This is a genomic window from Streptomyces sp. 147326 (assembly GCF_045000215.1).
GTDB lineage: Bacteria > Actinomycetota > Actinomycetes > Streptomycetales > Streptomycetaceae > Streptomyces.
This window is the reverse complement of the sequence record NZ_CP134201.1, coordinates 1,935,906-1,954,462: the sequence shown is the minus strand read 5'-3', so window position 1 is coordinate 1,954,462 and position 18,557 is coordinate 1,935,906. Positions and strand designations below refer to the sequence as shown.

The window sequence follows — 18,557 nt, the reverse complement described above, 5'->3', positions numbered from 1 at the left end:
GGGTCGCAGCCACCCCCAGGAGAGCCATGCGCCGAGCCGCTCCGCCCCGGCACGCGCCGTCCGCACCGCTCCTCGCGCCCGCCGCCGTCCCCGCGCCGCTCCTCGGGCCGGCGGCCGCCGCGGTGGCCGCCGTAGTGGCCGCCCTGGTGCTCGACCTGGTGCTCGCCCTCGTGCTCGCCCTCGTGCTCGCCCTCGTGCTCGCGCTGCTCGGCGCCCCGGTGGCGCGGGCCACCGGGCGCGCGGAGCGGCGTACGCCCGTCGTCCTCGTGCACGGCTTCGGGGACACCGCCGCCCGTACCAGCGACTTCCACGGGGACGACGGTGGACACGTGCAGGTCACCTGGACCGTCCTGTGCCCCTGACGGGTCTCCCGGTACGCTCCCGCGCGGGCGCCCCCGCCATGAGTCCGTCCGCCCCCGAGGCGCCTCCGGGCGCCCCGGTCCGGGTCTGACCCGGGCGCCCCGCGCGCTGGAGACTCGGCGGCATGAGCGACGACGATATGGACAACCACCCAGAAGCCCACGACCATGCGGTGGTCCTCGGGGCGGGCGTGGCCGGCCTGCTGGCGGCGCGGGTGCTCGCGGAGCGGTTCGGGCGCGTGACCCTGGTCGAGCGGGACGAACTGCCGCAGGAGTCACCGGCGTTCAGGCCCGGGTTGCCGCAGTCCCGGCACGCTCACGTGCTGTGGTCGCGGGGCGTGGAACTGATCGAGGACCTGCTGCCCGGGGTCACGGAGCGGCTGCTGGCGGGCGGGGCGTTCCTGCTGGACAGCCCCGGGGACTTCCTCTGGCTGAGCCCGGCCGACTGGTTCCACCAGGTGCCGGGGGCGAAAGTGCTCCTGGCGAGCCGTGAGCTGCTCGACTGGACGGTGCGCCGGGAGGTGCTGCGGGACGAGCGGATCCGGCTGCGGTCCGGCAGCCCGGCCACGGGTCTCGTTGGCGCGCCGGACGGCCGTTCGGTGACCGGCGTGGAATTCCGCGAGGGTGACCCGCTGGCCGCGCGGTTCGTGGTCGACGCCACCGGACGGACCTCCAAGGCGCCGGCCTGGCTCGCGGCCCTCGGGCACGCGGCCCCGCAGGTGACCCGGTACGACTCCCGTCTCGGCTACTCCAGCCGGTACTTCGAGGTTCCGGAGGATCCCGCGCGGCGCTGGCGCGGAATGTACGTACAGGGCCGCCCGGACGTCCCGCGCGGGGCGGTGCTCGTCCCGCAGGACGGCGGCCGGTGGCTGGTGACGCTCATCGGCAACGGCGAACACGCCCCGCCGACCGACGACGACGGGTTCCTCGGCTTCACCCGGAGCCTGCGCAGCCCGGCGCTCTACGACGCGATCCGCGACGCGACCCCGCTCTCCTCGGCCACCGGGTTCCGCTCCACGGCGAACGAGTGGCGCCACTACGAGCGCATGGACCGCTGGCCCGCGGGCTTCGTCGTGCTCGGCGACGCGGCCTGCCGGTTCAACCCCGTGTACGGCCACGGGATGACGGTGGCGGCACTGGCGGCGGACGTCCTGCGCAAGGAGATCCGCGACCTGGCGCCCCGGGACGTCCCGGCGGCCGCCCGGCGGATCCAGCGCCGGACGGTGGCCGCGGCGGAGGTGGCCTGGCAGATCGCCACCAGCGAGGACCTGCGGTACGCGGAGACGGAAGGCCCGCCGGCGGACCGGGCCACCCGGATCCTGCAGCGCTACATGTCCCGCGTGATGGTGGGCGCCAACACGGACCCCGCCGTCTCCAGCCGCTTCTTCGGCGTGCTGTCGCTGTCCACCTCGCCGAACACCCTGCTCAGCCCGGGCACGGTGGTCCGCGTCCTGTCCAAGTGGCGCCTGCCGGCCACGCCGACGCCCACCGCCTACCCGCCCCACCACGACCCGCCCCAGGTCCGGACCCCACAGGCCTAGGTGTATTGCCCTGTGAGGTTGGGGACGCGGCTGGCGGGTGGTTTGCCTGCGAGCGCGGTGTGTCCGCGGTGGTGATTGTAGGTGTGTAGCCACTGCGGGAACGCGTCGCGTCGTTCCTGCTCGCACTGGTAGGGACGGGCGTAGGCCCATTCCTCCAGGAGGGTGCGGTTGAGGCGTTCGACCTTGCCGTTGGTCTGGGGCCGGTAGGGCCGGGTTCGCTTGTGGGTGATCCCGGCCGCTGCCAGTGCGTCGCGCCAGGTGTGGGATTTGTAGCAGGCCCCGTTGTCGGTCAGGACCCGTTCCACGGTGATCCCGCACGAGGTGAAGAACGCCTGTGCCCGCTGCCAGAAGGCGGTCGCGGTCTCCTTCTTCTCGTCGGTCAGGATCTCGCTGTAGGCGAGGCGGGAGTGGTCGTCGACGGCGGTGTGGATGTAGCTGTAGCCCAGGCGGGGGCGTTTCTTGCGGCCGGCCTGGCGGCCCAGGGTCTTGTGGCCGCCGCCGTCGGGGATGTTGCCGAGCTTCTTGATGTCCACGTGCACCAGTTCGCCGGGCTTCTCGCGTTCGTAGCGGCGTATGACACGGCCGGTGGCCCGGTCCAGATGGCTCAGGCGGGCCAGCCCGAAGCGGGTCAGGACGCGGTGCACGGTCGAGGGCACCAAATCCAGCAGGTGGGCGATGCGGGCCGGTCCCCAGCGGCGCAGGACACGGACCTTGATGATCCGGCGTTCGGTGCGGTTCGGGATCCGGCGCGGGCTGTGATGCGGGCGCGAGGACCTGTCACGCATGCCCGCCTCGCCGTGATCGCGGTAGCGGTCGGCCCACCGCTGGGCCGTGGTCGGCGAGACCCGGAAACGCTCGGCGGCCCGCCGCAGCGGCCAGCCGTCCACGACCACGCAGTGGGCCAGGCGCAGCCGTCCGGTCTCGGTCAGGGGTGCATTACGGTGGGGCACGAGGGCCTTTCTGGTCGGTGTAGACGTCGCAATCCACACCGAACCCGGAAGGCCCTCACCCGTTCAAGACGCCTCAGCCGAGACCTGCATCACCCGTCCACAACCTCCCGGGGCAATACACCTAGGGACCCGGGTCAGGGTGGACCGAGCACTCCAGGACGCGGCCGTCGACGGTCCCGGCGAGCAAGTGGCCTCCGGGCGCCACGGCAAGGGACAGGGCAGCGGTGGGTGCACCGCCGACCCTGAGGTCCGTGTGCCGTCGCAGGGAGCCGTCCTCGGCGTCCAGCGCCACCAGGGCTCCCGTGTGGTACGCCACGTAGACCGTGTCGCCGTCGGTGTCGAGGGCCGTGGCGGGACGATCGGTGCGGTACTGCCGCTGCACCGCCCCGTTCAGGCACCGTCGGACCTGCGGGCTCAGGGTCTTTCGGGCGGCGCCGCGCACCGACGTAAATCCGGGGCCGGGCCCTGCCCGGCCCGTCGCGCGGACGGTCAGGCCGGGTCGGGGCGGAGGGAGCGCCAGATGTGGTCCGGGAGGTAGCGGGCGGCTTCGGCGAGGTCGATCTCGTAGGTGCTGGACAGCCAGCGGCGGGCGGCCTCGGCGAGGGGGCCCATGACCAGGACCTCGATCACCGGGGCCGGCAGGGGGGCGATCTCGCCGCGCTCCATGCGCACCCCCAGCCACTGCATGATGGCCGCGAACTTCTCCGCCTTGGCCGCGCCGATCTCCTCGGCGCGGGCCACCAGGTAGCCGGAGTAGGCGGAGGCGTGCAGGAACAGCGCCACGTCCCGGTGCTCCTGGGTGAAGTCCAGGTACGCCGACACCCAGGAGCGCACCCCGGTGCGGGCGGTGCGGCACCGCGTGAGTGCGGCGACCATGTCGTCGCACAGCATGTCCATGCACCGGATGTAGAGCGCGGCGGCCAGGCCGTCGAAGCTGCCGAAGTGGTGGTAGAGGCTGCCGAGGCTGACCCCGCTGGCCGAGACGACCGCGTTCACCGTGAAGCCCTGCTGCCCGGACTCGGCGAACACCCGCAGCGCGGTGGTCAGGAGGAGGTCGACAGTGGCTTCGCCGCGCTGTTGCTTGGGAGACATGCTGCGGTCCCGTCGGTGTGCGTGGTGCTGTCCGGAATCTGCGCCACCGAGCGTAGCAAGATCGCGGAACTGGAAGACCTTTCTAGAAAGATCCTTCGGGTTTCCTCGTGGCGACGGGGGTCAGGGCGTGGTGGAGCGCTCGTACAGGGTCTTGGTGTCGTCGCCGAAGTAGATGCTGTACGAGGTCCTGTCGTCGCCGCCCCCGTCGCGGCCGCCGATCACCCCGATCAGCGTGCGGCCGTCGGTCAGCACCGGGCCGCCGCTGGTTCCGTTCGGTACGTCCGCGCAGTCCAGCCGCAGCTGCGTGGGCCCGGCGGCGACGGCGGTGTTGCGGCACTCCAGCGGCTGCTCGGAGAAGTTCGGGTAGCCCACGAGCCGGGCGGGCGCGGGCAGCCGGGGCCGGAAGGCGATGGTCTCGGCGCCGGTGACGTCCTCCAGCCGCTGGCCGGGGTAGCCGGGCCGGCGCAGCCGGAGGAAGGCGATGTCGTGGTCGGGGTCCTGGTCCTCGGTCCAGCGCGGGTCGACGTCGATCCGGGTGGGCACCCAGACGCCGTACGGGGCCACGCCGTCCCGGTAGCCGGGGGCGAAGGCGAGGTTGGTGCGGAACCCGCCGCCGTACGCGCAGTGGGCGGCGGTCGCGATGAGGTCGCCGCCGGGGGAGTGGACCACGACGGCCGAGCAGTGGTGGTCGGGGTCGCCGTCGGAGCCGGGGGAGAAGAGCGCGCCGATCGCGGGCTCGGCGGGGGCGGGCCGGGCCTCCAGCGGATCGGAGGGCCGCCATCCGGCGGTCCGCCAGTTCACCGGGCCGGCGCCGTCGGTGAAGGCCTTGCCGTCCGTCGGCGGCTCCGGGGCCTCCCGGACGATCCCGTCCAGCACGGCGGCCGCCGTCTTGTCGGCGCGCTCGGGGTCCTGCTGGTAGGTGCCCCGGGCGGGATCCCCGTCGGCGCGGTTGGCGGCGATGCCGCGCAGCTCCCAGGCGGTGTACCCGAGGCCCGCGAGGGCCAGGGTGCAGAGCAGGCCGACGAGGACGGAGCCCCGTACGCCCCGCCCTCGCCCCCGCTCCCGTCCCCGGCTGCGCCCGTGAACCCTGCTGACCATCTGGCACTCCCACCCCACCGAGACACTTCTGACCCTTCGTTCGATGGAGGGACGGCGGCCCGGGTTCCGGGAACCGGACGTGTCCGTGCTCACAGCCGACCGCATTGTCGTGTGCGTGTCATTCTCGGGTCTTCTGTTGTCCACACAACCGCCCTACGCTCCAGGCGACTTGAGCAGCCCCACCTTGATCGACAGGAGCCAGGGTATGAGATTGCTGAAGCGGGCGGCCGCGGCGACCGCCCTGCTGGCGGTCGTGGCCCTCGCGTCCCCGGCGGGGGCCGCCGAGGACCTCCCGTACGCGGGATCGACCGGGGTGGGCGTCCACAACGCCTACGACAAGGCCAAGTACCCCTACTTCGCGGACGCGCTCGACTCCGGCGCCGCCATGCTCGAACTCGACGTGTGGACCAACTTCTTCGGCAGCTCGTGGCGGGTCTCGCACGACAACCCCTTCGGCAACGACAACAACTGCGAGAACGCCACCACCCCCGCCCAGCTGCGCACCAAGACCCGCAACCAGAACCTCGCCGGCTGCCTCGCCGACATCCGCAGCTGGCACGACGCCCACCCCGGCCACCGCCCGGTCGTCCTCAAACTGGAGCTCAAGGACGGCTTCGCCGCCAACCTCGGGCGCGGCCCGGCCGACCTCGACGCGCTGCTGACCGGCAAACTCGGCGACGCCGTCTACCGCCCGGGCCAGCTCGCGGCCGGACACCCCGACCTCGACACCGCCGCCCGCGCCGGAGCCTGGCCCGGTCGCGCCGCCCTGGCCGGGAAGTTCATCGTGGAACTGATCCCCGGCACCGTGGAGGAGGGCAACGCCTCCGACACCCTGTGGACCGACCGCGAGTACGCCACCCACCTGCGCTCCCTCGCCGCACAGGGCCGGCTCGGCCGGGCCGCGGCCTTCCCCGCCGTGCACCGGGCCGAGGCGGGCGACCCGCGCGCCCGCTACGCCGACGCGTCGCTGCGTCCCTGGTTCGTGATCTTCGACGGGGACGCGGGCGCGTACGCCGGGGGGTCCGTCGACACCGGCTGGTACGACCGCAACCACTACCTCCTGATCGCCACCGACGCCCACAACGTCGCCCCCGCCATCGACTCCACCCGTCCGACCGAGGTGCAGGCCCGCGACCGCCTCGCGCTCCTCGCCGGCCACCACGCCTCGATCGTCTCCGCCGACTGGTACCCGCTGCCCCAGGTCCTGGCGACGGTGGTACCGCGCGGCCGCTGAGCCGCGGCCGAGCCGCGAGCGCGCCCCGAACTCCCCTTTCCACGCCCCTTGTCACCCGCACGGCGCTAGGGTGCGGACGGGGGTCGACTGCACGAGGGGGGCGGGGCGGCGATGCGTTTTCTGTTTGTCCACGGCACGGGGGTACGGCGCGAGCGGCACGACCGGCTCTTCGGCCTGGTCCGGGAGCGGCTGACGGCGAGATTCCCCGACGCGGCCGTCGAATCCTGCTACTGGGGCGACCGGTTCGGTGCGACCCTCGGCGCGGGCGGCCGGTCCGTGCCCGGACTGTGGCGGCCGGGGCCGGACGCCGAGCCCGACCCCGTGGACGCGGAGACGGCCGAGTGGGCGCTCCTGCTCGCCGACCCGCTGTGCGAGCTGTGCGTCCTGGCCGAGGCCGGCTGGGAGGGCCCGGACGGCGGGAACGCCGAGGACGACGGCTTCGCGATGCCCGGCGTCCGGTCCGCCGGGGCCCGGGTGCTCGGGCTGCTGGCCGCGTTACCGCCCGCGCCGCCCCGGGCCGGGGACGAACTCGGCGCCCTGCTGCACGGCACCGGGCTCGCCGAGGGCTTCGCCGCCGCCCTGGAATCCACCGCCCGCTCCGCCGAGGCCGCCCGGGCCGGGGAACGCGCCGCCGGCGAGCCACAGGCCCGGGAGCTGGCCACCGCCCTCGCCCGGGCCGTGACCGCCGCCGCGCTGGCCCGCGCCGGAGCCGAGGCCGACTGCACCGGCGCCGAACGCGACCGCCTCGTCGAACTGCTCACCACCCGCCTCGGCGGCGACGCCCGGGTGCCCGGAGCCCGCGCCGCCGCCGTCCTGGGCCGGCTCGCCCTGCGCGTCACCACCCAGCCCCTGCTCAACGCCTGGCGCGGCTCCCTCACCGTCGGCGCCACCCCCGCGCTCGGCGACATCCTGCGCTACCAGGCCCGCGGCCACGACCTGCGCAGGTTCCTGCACGCCCGGATCGCCGCCGACCCGGGGCCGACCGTACTCATCGGCCACAGCCTGGGCGGGATCGCCCTGGTGGACCTCCTCGCCCTCGCCTCCGCCCGCGGCGAGGCCGTCCCCGGGGCGGAACTGCTCGTCACCGTGGGCTCCCAGGCCCCCTTCCTCTACGAGCTCGGCGCGCTGACCGCGCTCGAACCGGGCGCGAAGCTCCCGTACGGCTTCCCGCGCTGGCTCAACGTCTACGACCGCCAGGACGTGCTCTCCTACCTCGCCGGGCCGGTCTTCCCCGGCGACCCGCGCGTCACCGACCACGAGGTCGGCAGCCGCCAGCCCTTCCCGGCCTGCCACAGCGCCTACTGGAAACAGGACTCCCTCTACGAGCGGATCGAACAGGCGGTGGCCGAGGCGGAGATCGGGTGATCCCCGTCGACTTCCTGCCCCCGGCCCTCGGGCCGCGGCGCACCTTCGCGCTCGTCGCCGGGGTCGAGCGCTACGACATCAGCCACCACTGGAACCTGCGCGGTCCGGCCCGCGACGCCCTGCGCTTCGCCCGCTGGCTGACCGGCCCCGCCGAGGTGCCGCCCGGCAACGTCCGGCTGCTGCTGTCCCCGCTCGACGCGCCGGACGCCCTCGACTGGCCGGACACCCCGGCCATGGCAGCCCTGCGGACGGCGCACCGCCCGGCGACCGAGGAGAACGTCAAAGCGGTGCTCCTCGACGAACTCCCGCAGTGCGACGGCGACCTGCTGTGGATCTTCTGGGCCGGACACGGCTACCTCGGACCGCGCCAGGAGCTGATGCTGCCCTGCGCCGACGCCCGCCGCGGCCAGATCAGGCACCTCAACCTGGACTCGGCGCTGCGCTGGTGGCGGACCGACCTGGTCAAACCCCGCCGCTTCCCGCTCCAGGCCGCACTCGTGGACTCCTGCCGGGTCGACGCGCCCCGCGACGCCCGGTGGAACTTCGGCACCACCGACTACGGCGGCGGCAGTTCGGTGCCGGGCCGCCGGCAGTTCCGCCTCTACGCCTCCCGGGAGGGCGAGGCCGCGCAGAACGACGCCGAGCGCGGCTCCGGCCGGTTCACCGAGGCCCTGCTCGGCGAACTCGGGCAGCGCTCCGTGCGCGAGAGCGTCAGCGGGCTGCCCGGCGCCGCCCTCAGCATCCACCGCGCCTTCCAGGAGCTGCGCGAACGCGGCGAGGGCTGGCAGCTGCCGCAGTTCCTCGTCGACCGCGACTGGGACGCCTGCTCCTTCCTCGACGACGACCTGCCCGGACCCCGGCTGCCCCGGGCCGCCCGGCTCGACCAGCAGGCCTGGGACGGGCTCGGTGAACTCTTCGAGGGCCGCGAGCTGCCGCGCTGCTCCCACGAGGCCTACGCGTGGGCGTTCAAGGTGGCCGGCTGCACCACCCCGGTGCGCGGCGGCCTGCCGGGGGACAGCCTCCTGGAGGTGGTCCAGGACCTGGACGAGCGCCAGGGCGGACGCGGCGGGATGCCGCTGGCCGTGCCCTTCGTACGGTTCCTCGCGGACCGGGCCGCCGCGGCGGGCGACGCGGACTGGGCGGCCCGGCTGCGGGACTGGGTGCACGCCACCCGCGAGCGCCTCGCCCTGCCCGCGCTGCCCCCGCCCCCGCCTCCGCCGCGCCGGACGGTCGTGCACGTCCGGCTGGAGGCACCGCCGGACGGCAGGCCCGGCCACCTGGCCCGGATGTGGCTGCACGGCGAACGGGCCGAGCACATATGGGAGTCGGAGGGCGCGCCCGTCCGGCTGGACGCCGTACGGGAGGAGCTCGTACGCCAACTGGCCCTCATCGGAGGGGCTCCGGCAGACGGCGGGGAGGCCGGGCGGCGGACGTACGGCGCGGTGGACCGCATCGAGTTCCACGTGCCGTACGAGCTGCTGGACGCCGAATTCGACCAGTGGCCGGTGCCCCGCGGCCCCGCCGGCCGCACCCGCGCCCTCGGCCTGCTCCACCAGGTGGTGGTGCGCTGTCCGCAGGAGCGGACGGACACCCGGGCCGCATGGCACGCCTCCTGGCGCTGGCTGTGCGCCCAGGGCGGACGGCACCGCGACGCCGTCCGGGTGGTCGAGGACTCCGGGGTCACGGACGCGCTCGGGATGGAACTGGCCGAGGGCCCGGCTCCCGCCTGCGTCCTGGCGCACACCACGGGCGCGCCGCACGCCGGACTGCTGGAAGCCGTACTCGAAGGCGGCGTCCCGGTGGCGGTGTGGCGGCGCGGGGGCGGCGCACCGGCGCCCGCGCTCCTCGACCTGCTCGCGCCGGCCGGGCCGGACGGCCGGCCCGACCCCGGCGCGCTCGACGTACTGGCCCTGCCCGCGCGCGTGCGCGAGGTGCGCCGGGCGGCCGCGAGCGCCGCATCAGGAGCCGCGAGCGCCGCCGCGAGCGCCCCGGACGCTCCCGCGGGAGCCGTCCGCGCCGCCCGCCAACCACCCACAGGGGGAGACCAGTTGGTGCTCCTGTGGGACGATCCCGACGATATGCCGGGCCTCCGGTCCCTGGCCTGACCCCCGACCACTGACAGACCGCGACACCGACGATGGAGGCAGAGGCAGTGGTGAAGGACTGGTGGCTGTACCACGGGAGCGGCCCGGGCGGGGACCGGCGCACCCGCCTGGAGGCCGGATCCCCGCCGCCCTGGCGGGACTTCACCGGCACCCCCGACCCGGGCTACGTGCCACCCGGGTGCGAGGGACCGTCCTGGGAACGCACCTGGCGGCGCGGTGCGGACTACGTACCCGACGAGCCGGAGAAGGACGTGGTCAACACGGCCCTCTACCTGCGCCGGCCGCTGCTGATCACCGGGAAGCCGGGCGTCGGCAAGTCCACGCTCGCCTACAGCATCGCCGCAGACCTGGGCCTGGGTCCCGTACTGCACTGGCCGATCACCAGCCGGACCGTGCTGCGGGACGGGCTGTACCTGTACGACGCCATCGGGCGCCTCCAGGAGGCCGGCCTGGAGCAGCTGCGCACGCCGGGCGCGCGGCCCGCGACCGCCGCCGCCGACGTACCGCCCCCACCGGGCCCGGCCGTTGACCCCGCCGGCGCGCCGGCCGCCGCCCCCACCGCTGCCCCGTCGATCTCCCGCTACCTGCGCCTCGGCCCGCTCGGCACCGCGCTGCTGCCGCAGGACCGCCCGCGCGTCCTGCTCGTCGACGAGATCGACAAGAGCGACATCGACCTGCCTGGCGACCTCCTCACCGTCTTCGAGGACGGCGGCTTCCTCATCCCCGAACTCGCCCGCCTCGCCCAGGAGGACCCCACCGTCGCCATCGGCACCGACGACGACCCCGACGCCGCCGTGCGGATCACGCAGGGCCTCGTCCAGTGCCGCTACTTCCCCGTCGTGGTCCTCACCAGCAACGGCGAACGCGACTTCCCGCCCGCCTTCCTGCGGCGCTGCGTCCGCCTCCACCTGGAGCCGCCCGGCCCGGAGAAGCTCGCCCGCATCGTGCGCCGCCGGCTGGGCGTCGACATCGCGGACGGCGAGGAGTACCAGGAACTCGTCCAGAGCTTCCTCGACCGCGGCGAGGACGGGGACCTGGCCACCGACCAGCTCCTCAACGCCATCCAACTGCGCCTCGCCGGCGCCTGGTCCGCTCCCGGGGACCGCGACCGCTTCCTCGCCACCGTCATGCAGCACCTGACCGGGCCGACGGCGTGATCGAGAGGCTGCTCGCCGCCTTCGCCGAGGGCGCCGACGACGACGGCGGCCCGCGCACCGGCGTGGGGGCGGAGGAGATCGCCGAGATCCTGTGGCTGGCGGCCCGGGTGGACCAGGCCGGGGCCCGCCCGCCCGGCGCGCCCGCCACCGACCCCACGGGCGAGCAGCCGCCGGCCCCCGGACCCCCCGCGCCGGAGCCCGGTCCGGACACCCCTTCCGCACCCGTGCCCGGCGCCCGGGACGCGGGCGAGCCCACCGTCCAGTTCTTCCCGGCCCCGCGCGAGCCCGCCGGAACGCCGCCCGACGTCCCCGGAAAGCCGGCCGCCGCCGCCGCGGGCCGCCGGGGCTCGCCCGTACGGCTGCCGCGGGCCGCCTCGCTCGACGATCCGCTCGCCCTGATGCGCTCCCTGCGCCCGGTCGGCCGGCGCTCCATCGGCGGGCCCGGGGAGGAACTGGACGAGCAGCTCACCGTCGAGCGCAGCATCGAGCGGATGGTGCCGACCCCGGTCCTGCGGCCCGCCGAGAGCCGCTGGCTGGACCTGGCGCTGGTCGTCGACACGCACCACTCGATGCTGCTGTGGTCGGACCTCGTCGACGAGCTCCGCCGCGTCCTGACCCGCAGCGGGGTCTTCCGCGACGTACGCACCTGGCAGCTCACCGGCACCGGATCCGGCGCCATCCCGATGGTCACGCGCGGCCGCGGCGGCCCGCCCCGCAACCCGCTCGAACTGGCCGACCCCGCCGGCCGCCGGCTGATCCTCGTGCTCTCCGACACCGTGGCGGGCGGCTGGCGGGAGGCCCCCGTCCAGGGCGTGCTCCGGCACTGGTGCGCGCACAACGCCGTGGCCGTCCTGAACGTCCTGCCCGAACGGCTCTGGACGCGCGGCGCCGTCCGGCCCGTCCCCTTCGCCGTCCGCGCGGACCGGCCGGCGGCCGCCACCGGCTCCTGGCAGCAGGTACCGGCCGCCCGGCGGGCCGGCGCCGGGCGCCGCCGCGCGGCCGCTGCCGCCGCCGCGGACGTCGTGCCGGTGGTCGGCGTCGCCTCGGGAAGCCTGGCCCGGCTGGTGCGCGTGGTCTCCGGGGACGGCCGGTGGCGGCGGCTGGCCTGCCTGCGCCTGGACGCGGAGCCGGGGGCCACGAGCCCCCCGGAGGTTCCCGCCCCCGCCGGCGGCCGCAGCGCGCTGGAGGTGGTGGAACGCTTCCGGGCGAGTGCCTCCCCGACCGCGCAGCAGCTCGCCGCCCACCTGGCCGCCGTACCGCTGACCCTGCCGGTCATGACGCTCGTCCGGCGCTCCCTGCTGCGCGACTCGGAGCACGGCCACCTCGCCGAGGTCGCCCTCGGCGGGCTCTTCGCCCCCTGGGGCGCCGAACAGGACGCCGAGGAGGTGGAGTTCGAGTTCCTGCCCGGCGTACGCGAAGCCCTGCTCGGCTCGCAGCTGCGCGGGGACGTGGCCGCCGTACGGGAACTGGTGCGCCGCCGCGTCTGGGAGTTCATGTCCCGCAACCGGAGCTCCGGCCCGGACTTCTCCGCGGTCCGGGTCGCCGCGGGCCGGGCCGGCCGCCGCCGCGTGGCCGACGGGGCCCTGCCCTTCGCGGCCGGGCCGCCGCCGGATCAGGGCCTGCGGGACCGGGTCGTCCGCGTCCGCTACGACGCCATGCCGGAGCCCCAGGAGGTCGGCACCCTCCTGACGCCCCGGCTGGTGCTCACGGTCGGCGACGCCCCGCTCTCCCGGGGCGCGGTCGCCTGGGTGCGGACGGGCGCCAGGGAGGTCCCCTGCCGCCCGGTGTGGTGGGACGACGCACCGCCGCGGGTGTTCCTGCTGCTGGCCGACGAGGACCTGACGGATCCGGCCGCCTGGCCTGAGCCCACGCCGCTGCCCTGGGCCCAGGCGGATCCTCGGGCCGCCCGGGTCCGGGTCGACGGCGTCACGGACCAGGGCCACCCGATCACGCTGACGGGCGAGGTGGTCCGGTACGAGGGGGACCGCAACGGCGAACTCGTACGGCTCTCCGCCGAGCCGGAGACGTGGATGCACTACCGCGGTGGACCGGTCTCCTACGACGGCGAGCTGATCGGCATCGTCCACGGAGTCTGGCCGGACCGCATGGTGTTCCTGTCGGGCCGGGCCCTGCTGGACCAGTCGGGCTTGAGAGCCGTCATGACCGCCCACGGGGATACCCGCGCGGCAGACCGCTCCATCGTGTGCCTGGCGGTGCAGCCCGGTAACGACGGCGTGCACCCGATCGGAAGCTCGCCGAACGCGGAGGCGAGAGACCTCATGATGCAGCTGATGGGGGACGCGGACGTGACCGGGAGGCTGGTCGATGGCGAGGAGGGGGCGCCGATGCTCGTGCTGCTGGACCCGCCGGGCGCCCTCGGCAAGGCTGGCCGGCTCCTGTCCGAACTGCCCAGGGCCATGGCCCTGTTCGGTGATCGGAAGTCGGACGGCACGCACCCTTCTGTCCGTGTGGCAGTGGCCTTGGGGCCGGCGGAGACCATCGCTGCGGGGAGCCGCGGGCAGATCGTGTCCGAGGCGCGCCGAATCGCCCGGCACCCCGGGATGAACAGGCGCCGACGGCCGTCGGAGGACATCGCCCTGGCTCTGTCCCACCGCCTGTACGAGGACCTTGCTGAGCTGCTCGGACCTACGGTGCTGCGCCCGCTCGCGCCGCTCGGTCGCGAGGCGGAAGGCTGGGTGTGCACCGGCGACCCCGTCGAACTGGGCTACGCCCTGATGGAGGCCGATGAGCTCCAGGACGAAGGCATCGGCTGGCCGACCTGCGGCCTCGGTGCCTCCAAGGCCCTCCCGGCAGGGTGCGCCGGGATCCGGCTGCCCGGGTACGACAGGTGCCTGGCTCATCTGGAGCCCCAGGAGGAGCACGTCTACCTGGGGACCCTCGGGCCTGGATCACCGGTGGACTTCAGGGGCACCACCTTCGATCAGGGCCTGCTCCGGCGACTCCTGGCCGCGCTTCGGGAACCCGGTCCGCACCCCGCCAGGCTTGGCCCGGCCGACTTCGACCGCGCGGCCTTCGTGGACGACTGGGATGAAGAAGGAGCCGAGTTCCTGGACCGGGCCTCATTCGTCCGGGCTCAGTTCGTGGGGCGGGCCAGGCTCGGGGGCTCCACTTTCGCCGGACCGGTCTCGTTCGACGGAGCGGTGTTCCTCGGCGTCGGCGACTTCGACCGCTGCCGCTTCCACCGCGCGACCAGGTTCCGCCGCACGGTCTTCCGCGGCCTGGCGGGATTCGCGGGCAGCGCTTTCCGGGACGAGGTCTCCTTCGCCCGGGCCGTGCTGGAGGCCTCCGCCGACCTGAACGGGATGCAAGTGACGGGGAAGGCCGATTTCTCCCGCACCGTGTTCCGCGGCCTGACCGGGCTGAGCAGAGCAGGTTTCGCCGGACCCGTCTCCTTCGCGTCCGCGGCATGGGAGCAGGGACTGGTGTCCACCGGTGCCGTGTTCGAAGGACCGGTGGACTTCGGGAAGGCCACATTCCGGGGCCGGGTCCGTTTCGAGGGACTGAGCCTCCAGACGAGCCCGCACGACGGTCTCACCGACCAGCACGGCCGGTGGGACACCCACCGGCGGCCGGACGGCACGTGGGACATCCGCCTGCTCGACGACGGGGCCGGGTGACCGCTCCTCAGGGCCCGCTGTGCGAGGCCTCCAGCTGCCGCGGCGGGTGGCCGTCCGCCGTGGTGAGGGTCGCCTCGATCTCGTCCAGGGCGCGGCGGGCCGTCGCGATGCGGTCCCGTACGTCCGTGTCGGCAGGCGGCGGCCCCGGCTGCTTCCGGTCACGGTTGGCCGCGTCCTCGATCTCGCGCGCCTCGTCGAGGGAGTTGAGGACGACCCCGATGAGGACGTTCACCAGCACGAAGGAGGCGAGCAGCGCGTAGGAGGCGTAGTAGATGATGCTGAGCCGGGAGATCTGCAGCCCGGCCCGGACGGCGTCGGTCAGGCCGTCGAGCGTGGTCAGCAGGAACAGCGTGAGCATCGCCCGGCCCACCGAACCGTAGTGTCCGGGGTCGGACTCGGCGAAGCAGACCCAGCCGACCATGGCGTACACGTACAGCACCAGCGCGCCGACGAACAGGAAGCTGGCGGTGCCCGGCAGGCTGCGGCCGACCGCGATCAGCAGGATGCGCAGGTGCGGCAGGAAGCGGGCGGTGCGCAGCACGCGGGCCAGCCGCAGCAGCCGCAGCAGGGTGGTGTTCTCGCGGACGAGCGGGACGAAGGCGGAGGCCACGACCGCGAGGTCGAAGAGGTTCCACGGGTCGCGGAAGAATGCTTTCGGCCGGTCGGCGAACGCGCCCGCGCGCAGCAGCATCTCCACGCTGAACAGGGCCAGGCAGCAGTTCTCCGCGCCCTGCAGGGCGAGCCGGTGCTCCGCGGCGAGCCCGCTGTACGTCTCCACCCCCATCAGCGCGGCGTTGAACAGGATCGCGAAGAAGACGACCATTCCGAAGGCGGGGGCCTCCGTGGCCACCCGGCACCGGGCTGCCAGTTTCATCCGACCGCGTCCGGCCGGCTTCGGGTCTGTCATCGTGCTCCTCGTACTCTCGTCTGCGCCGCGGGCGAACGGCGGCCCACCTCTCTAACGCCCCACAGCCGATCGGGTTTCATCACTTTCCGCACGCCAACGCGCCGACTCGTGCGAGTTGTCCGCCGAACCGGTCCCGAGTACGGGCTACGCGAGCTCGCCGCGGATGAGGGCGATCACCTCGGAGACGTGTTCGTTGAGGTAGAAGTGGCCGCCGGGGAAGCGGCGGAGGGCGAAGGGGCCCACGGTGTGGTCGGCCCAGGCCGCGGCCTCCTCGGCGGTGACCTCGGGGTCGCTGTCCCCGGTGAGCACCGTGATCGGGGAGGTCAGGGCGGGGCCCGGTCGGCAGCGGTAGGTCTCGGCGGCCTTGTAGTCGCCGCGGATCGCCGGGAGCACCGACCGCAGCAGCTCGTCATCGGCCAGGACCGACGGGTCCGTGCCGTTCATCCCCTTGATCCTGGCCAGCAGCTGCGCGTCGGGGGCGAGGTGGACCAGCTGGTTCTCGCGCGGGCGCGAGGGCGCCCGGCGCCCCGAGGCGAACAGCGCCACCGGCACGGCATCGCCGGCCGCCTCCATCCGCCGCGTCACCTCGAAGGCCAGGGAGGCGCCCAGGCTGTGCCCGAACAGGGCCACCGGCCGGTCGCACCAGGGCCGCAGCTCCGCGAGGACCCGGTCCGCGAGCTCGTGCAGATCGTCGACGCACCGCTCGTGGCGGCGGTCCTGGCGGCCCGGATACTGCACGGCGAGCACGTCGGCGTCCGGGGACAGGGCCCGTGACACCGGGAAGTAGTAACTGGCCGAGCCGCCCGCGTGCGGGAAGCAGAACAGCCGTACCGGGGCGTCCTCGGCGGGGTGGAAGCGGCGCAGCCAGACGCTGGTCGCCGTCGGGGTCGAACGGGTCGGGGTCGAACGGGTCGGGGTCGAGGGGGTCAGGGTCGTACGGGTCATCGTCGGTCGGTGTCCTTTCGGTGGGGGCCGGCCCGGTTCACGGGGGCGGTCCAGGCGCCCGGCGGACGCCAGCCGCGCGCGGGACCCCAGTCGGCCCGGGCCGCAGGCGCGGCCTCCGCGCCGTCGTCGCCCGGCTGCCGGGCGGCGGAGAGCAGCGCGAGGAGGACGGCGGCCAGTTCGGTGCCGTCGGGTGCGCCGCGCACGATCTTCACGTCTGGTTCGCCCCGCTCGCTCATCGGGCGGCTTCCTCGGTCATCGGGTCGGGTCGGGTCGGGTCGGAGTGGGGGATGGGGGATGGGGGACGGGGGTCAGAACGGCGGGTTGCCGTGCTTGCGTTCGGGCAGCGGCACGTGCTTCGCCCGCAGCACGTCGAGCGCGTCCGCCAGCACCCGCCGGGTGACGGCCGGGTCGATGACGTCGTCGACGAGGCCGCGCTCGGCGGCGTAGTAGGGATGCATGAGTTCCTGCCGGTACTGCTTGACGCGCTGCGCGCGCGCCGCCTCCGGGTCGTCCGAGGCGGCGATCTCCCGGCGGAACACGACGTTGGCCGCGCCCTCGGCGCCCATGACGGCGATCTCGTTGGTGGGCCACGCGAACGACAGGTCCGCGCCGATCGAGCGGGAGTCCATGACGATGTAGGCACCGCCGTACGCCTTGCGCAGGATCACCTGCACCCGGGGCACCGTGGCCGCGCAGTACGCGTACAGCAGTTTCGCGCCGTGCCGGATGACACCGCCGTGCTCCTGGTCGCTGCCCGGCAGGAAACCCGGCACGTCCACCAGCGTCACGAGCGGGATGCTGAAGGCGTCGCAGGTCTGCACGAAGCGGGCGGCCTTCTCCGAGGCGTGGATGTCCAGCACTCCGGCGAGCGAGGCGGGCTGGTTGGCGACGATGCCCACCACGTGGCCGTCCAGCCGGGCCAGACCGCAGATGATGTTGGTCGCCCAGTGGGCGTGCACCTCGAAGAGATCGCCGTCGTCGACGATCTCCTCGATCACCGCGCGCATGTCGTACGAGCGCGCCGGGTCGGCCGGGACCAGCTCGGACAGCGCCTCCGTCCGGCGGCCGGCCGGGTCCCCGGCGGGCACGGCGGGCGGCATCTCACGGTTGTTGGAGGGCAGGAGCGACAGCAGGTGCCGTACCTCCTCCAGGCACTCCTCCTCGGTGTCGTGGAGGAAGGCGCTCGCGCCCGAGACGGAGGAGTGGACCTGCGCGCCGCCGAGGTCGTTGTGGCTGATCCGCTCGCCGGTCACCGCCTGCACCACGTCGGGGCCGGTGATGTACATCTGCGCGATGTCGCGCACCATGAACACGTAGTCCGTCAGCGCGGGGGAGTACGCGGCCCCGCCGGCGCACGGCCCGAGCATCACGCTGATCTGCGGAATCACCCCGGACGCCGCCACGTTGCGGCGGAAGATGCCGCCGTACCCGGCGAGCGCGGTGACCCCCTCCTGGATCCGGGCCCCCGCGCCGTCGCTGAGCGAGACCAGCGGGGCGCCCGCCGCCAGCGCGAGGTCCATCACCTTGTGGATCTTCTGCGCGTGGGCCTCGCCGAGCGAGCCGCCGAAGATGCGGAAGTCGTGCGCGTACACGAACACCCGGCGGCCCCCGACCTTGCCCCAGCCGGTCACGACGCCGTCGGTGTGCGGTCTGCGGTCCTCCAGGCCGAAACCCGTGGCCCGGTGCCGGCGCAACTGCTCGATCTCCCGGAAGGTGCCCGGATCGAAGAGGAGGTCCAGGCGCTCGCGCACGGTCAGCTTGCCGCGGGCGTGCTGCGCCTCGGAGGCCCTCGGGGACGGACCCAGCTCGGCGGACTCCTTGATCGCTCCCAGTTCGGCCACTCGGACACCGACATCGGCAACTGTCATGCTCCACCCGTTTCCTCGACCGGCGGGGCGCGCCGATGGCGGCCCCGGGCAGTGCCCGCCATTGAAGGCGGCCGGGGCGCGCGCGGAGAACAGCGACCACCCCCCTGACCGGGATAGGGGTGCCGTCCGCGGGCCCCCGGAGCCGGCGGGCGCACGCGCCGGGGCCCCGGATCCGGCGGACGCACGCGCCGGGGCCCCGGAGCCGGCGGGCGCAAGCGCCCCTTAAGGAGGTGCGCGCAGGATCCGGGGGAATCGAGGTCCGCCATTCCACGGGCCCGCTGACCCGAGGGGATGCCGC

General features: G+C 74.4%; 15 protein-coding genes. 7 read left to right on the top strand and 8 right to left on the bottom strand.

The window, feature by feature from the left end; all coding sequences use genetic code 11:
• Window positions 1–26: 26 nt before the first annotated feature.
• Together RIU97_RS08850 and RIU97_RS08845 are read left to right on the top strand one after the other, a co-directional pair.
• Window positions 27–362 (top strand): hypothetical protein, encoded by a 336-nt coding sequence (locus RIU97_RS08850; protein ID WP_404954921.1) that lies wholly within the window; start codon window positions 27–29, stop codon window positions 360–362.
• 122 nt (window positions 363–484) lie between these two features.
• Window positions 485–1,900, top strand: coding sequence for an FAD-dependent oxidoreductase (locus RIU97_RS08845; protein WP_404954919.1), 1,416 nt, complete (start codon window positions 485–487; stop codon window positions 1,898–1,900).
• Here the strand turns inward: RIU97_RS08845 and RIU97_RS08840 are convergent.
• From RIU97_RS08840 to RIU97_RS08825, 4 genes are all read right to left on the bottom strand, one after another.
• Window positions 1,897–2,850 (bottom strand): IS481 family transposase, encoded by a 954-nt coding sequence (locus RIU97_RS08840; protein ID WP_404954917.1) that lies wholly within the window; start codon window positions 2,848–2,850, stop codon window positions 1,897–1,899. The two genes, RIU97_RS08845 and RIU97_RS08840, sit on opposite strands and share 4 nt — an antisense overlap.
• A 121-nt stretch (window positions 2,851–2,971) precedes the next feature.
• Entirely contained in the window at window positions 2,972–3,232 is a 261-nt protein-coding gene (locus RIU97_RS08835) for a PQQ-binding-like beta-propeller repeat protein (protein ID WP_404954915.1), read from the bottom strand.
• Window positions 3,233–3,339: 107 nt separating this feature from the next.
• Window positions 3,340–3,942, bottom strand: coding sequence for a TetR/AcrR family transcriptional regulator (locus tag RIU97_RS08830; RefSeq protein ID WP_404954912.1), 603 nt, complete (start codon window positions 3,940–3,942; stop codon window positions 3,340–3,342).
• A gap of 120 nt (window positions 3,943–4,062) precedes the next feature.
• Window positions 4,063–5,040, bottom strand: coding sequence for a trypsin-like serine peptidase (locus RIU97_RS08825; RefSeq protein ID WP_404954910.1), 978 nt, complete (start codon window positions 5,038–5,040; stop codon window positions 4,063–4,065).
• 205 nt (window positions 5,041–5,245) lie between these two features.
• Between RIU97_RS08825 and RIU97_RS08820 the strand changes: the two genes are divergently transcribed.
• The 5 genes from RIU97_RS08820 to RIU97_RS08800 all read left to right on the top strand — a co-directional run bounded on the left by RIU97_RS08820 (window position 5,246) and on the right by RIU97_RS08800 (window position 14,539).
• Window positions 5,246–6,274 carry a phosphatidylinositol-specific phospholipase C domain-containing protein gene (locus RIU97_RS08820; RefSeq protein WP_404954908.1) on the top strand — a complete coding sequence of 343 codons (1,029 nt, stop codon included), beginning with the start codon at window positions 5,246–5,248 and terminating at the stop codon, window positions 6,272–6,274.
• Window positions 6,275–6,385: 111 nt separating this feature from the next.
• On the top strand, window positions 6,386–7,639 hold the full coding sequence (locus tag RIU97_RS08815; RefSeq protein ID WP_404954906.1) for a hypothetical protein: 1,254 nt from the start codon (window positions 6,386–6,388) through the stop codon (window positions 7,637–7,639).
• Window positions 7,636–9,744, top strand: coding sequence for a hypothetical protein (locus RIU97_RS08810; protein ID WP_404954904.1), 2,109 nt, complete (start codon window positions 7,636–7,638; stop codon window positions 9,742–9,744). Before RIU97_RS08815 ends, RIU97_RS08810 begins: the two co-directional genes overlap by 4 nt.
• Window positions 9,745–9,776: 32 nt before the next feature.
• Window positions 9,777–10,901, top strand: coding sequence for an AAA family ATPase (locus tag RIU97_RS08805; RefSeq protein ID WP_404954902.1), 1,125 nt, complete (start codon window positions 9,777–9,779; stop codon window positions 10,899–10,901).
• Complete coding sequence (locus RIU97_RS08800) at window positions 10,898–14,539, top strand: SAV_2336 N-terminal domain-related protein (RefSeq protein WP_404954900.1); 3,642 nt, start codon at window positions 10,898–10,900, stop codon at window positions 14,537–14,539. The genes RIU97_RS08805 and RIU97_RS08800 overlap by 4 nt, the downstream gene beginning before the upstream one ends.
• Window positions 14,540–14,546: 7 nt before the next feature.
• Here the strand turns inward: RIU97_RS08800 and RIU97_RS08795 are convergent, their stop codons facing one another.
• The 4 genes from RIU97_RS08795 to RIU97_RS08780 form a co-directional block, all read right to left on the bottom strand.
• Window positions 14,547–15,446, bottom strand: coding sequence for an ion transporter (locus RIU97_RS08795; protein ID WP_404954898.1), 900 nt, complete (start codon window positions 15,444–15,446; stop codon window positions 14,547–14,549).
• Window positions 15,447–15,590: 144 nt separating this feature from the next.
• Window positions 15,591–16,391, bottom strand: a complete 801-nt coding sequence (locus RIU97_RS08790; protein ID WP_404954896.1) for a thioesterase II family protein — start codon at window positions 16,389–16,391, stop codon at window positions 15,591–15,593.
• Entirely contained in the window at window positions 16,388–16,627 is a 240-nt protein-coding gene (locus RIU97_RS08785; RefSeq protein WP_404954894.1) for an acyl-CoA carboxylase epsilon subunit, read from the bottom strand. The genes RIU97_RS08790 and RIU97_RS08785 overlap by 4 nt, the downstream gene beginning before the upstream one ends.
• A gap of 72 nt (window positions 16,628–16,699) precedes the next feature.
• Window positions 16,700–18,259: an acyl-CoA carboxylase subunit beta gene (locus tag RIU97_RS08780; RefSeq protein WP_404954892.1), complete on the bottom strand. Its 1,560-nt coding sequence runs from the start codon at window positions 18,257–18,259 to the stop codon at window positions 16,700–16,702.
• Between the last annotated feature and the right edge of the window lie 298 nt (window positions 18,260–18,557).

Bases quoted from the DNA above. Each gene is read 5' to 3' on its own strand.
- RIU97_RS08825 (WP_404954910.1), bottom strand. From the start codon at position 5,040: ATGGTCAGCAGGGTTCACGGGCGCAGCCGGGGACGGGAGCGGGGGCGA.
- RIU97_RS08785 (WP_404954894.1), bottom strand. From the start codon at position 16,627: ATGAGCGAGCGGGGCGAACCAGACGTGAAGATCGTGCGCGGCGCACCC.
- RIU97_RS08845 (WP_404954919.1), top strand. From the start codon at position 485: ATGAGCGACGACGATATGGACAACCACCCAGAAGCCCACGACCATGCG.
- RIU97_RS08790 (WP_404954896.1), bottom strand. From the start codon at position 16,391: ATGACCCGTACGACCCTGACCCCCTCGACCCCGACCCGTTCGACCCCG.
- RIU97_RS08820 (WP_404954908.1), top strand. From the start codon at position 5,246: ATGAGATTGCTGAAGCGGGCGGCCGCGGCGACCGCCCTGCTGGCGGTC.
- RIU97_RS08830 (WP_404954912.1), bottom strand. From the start codon at position 3,942: ATGTCTCCCAAGCAACAGCGCGGCGAAGCCACTGTCGACCTCCTCCTG.
- RIU97_RS08815 (WP_404954906.1), top strand. From the start codon at position 6,386: ATGCGTTTTCTGTTTGTCCACGGCACGGGGGTACGGCGCGAGCGGCAC.
- RIU97_RS08850 (WP_404954921.1), top strand. From the start codon at position 27: ATGCGCCGAGCCGCTCCGCCCCGGCACGCGCCGTCCGCACCGCTCCTC.
- RIU97_RS08795 (WP_404954898.1), bottom strand. From the start codon at position 15,446: ATGACAGACCCGAAGCCGGCCGGACGCGGTCGGATGAAACTGGCAGCC.
- RIU97_RS08805 (WP_404954902.1), top strand. From the start codon at position 9,777: ATGGAGGCAGAGGCAGTGGTGAAGGACTGGTGGCTGTACCACGGGAGC.
- RIU97_RS08780 (WP_404954892.1), bottom strand. From the start codon at position 18,259: ATGACAGTTGCCGATGTCGGTGTCCGAGTGGCCGAACTGGGAGCGATC.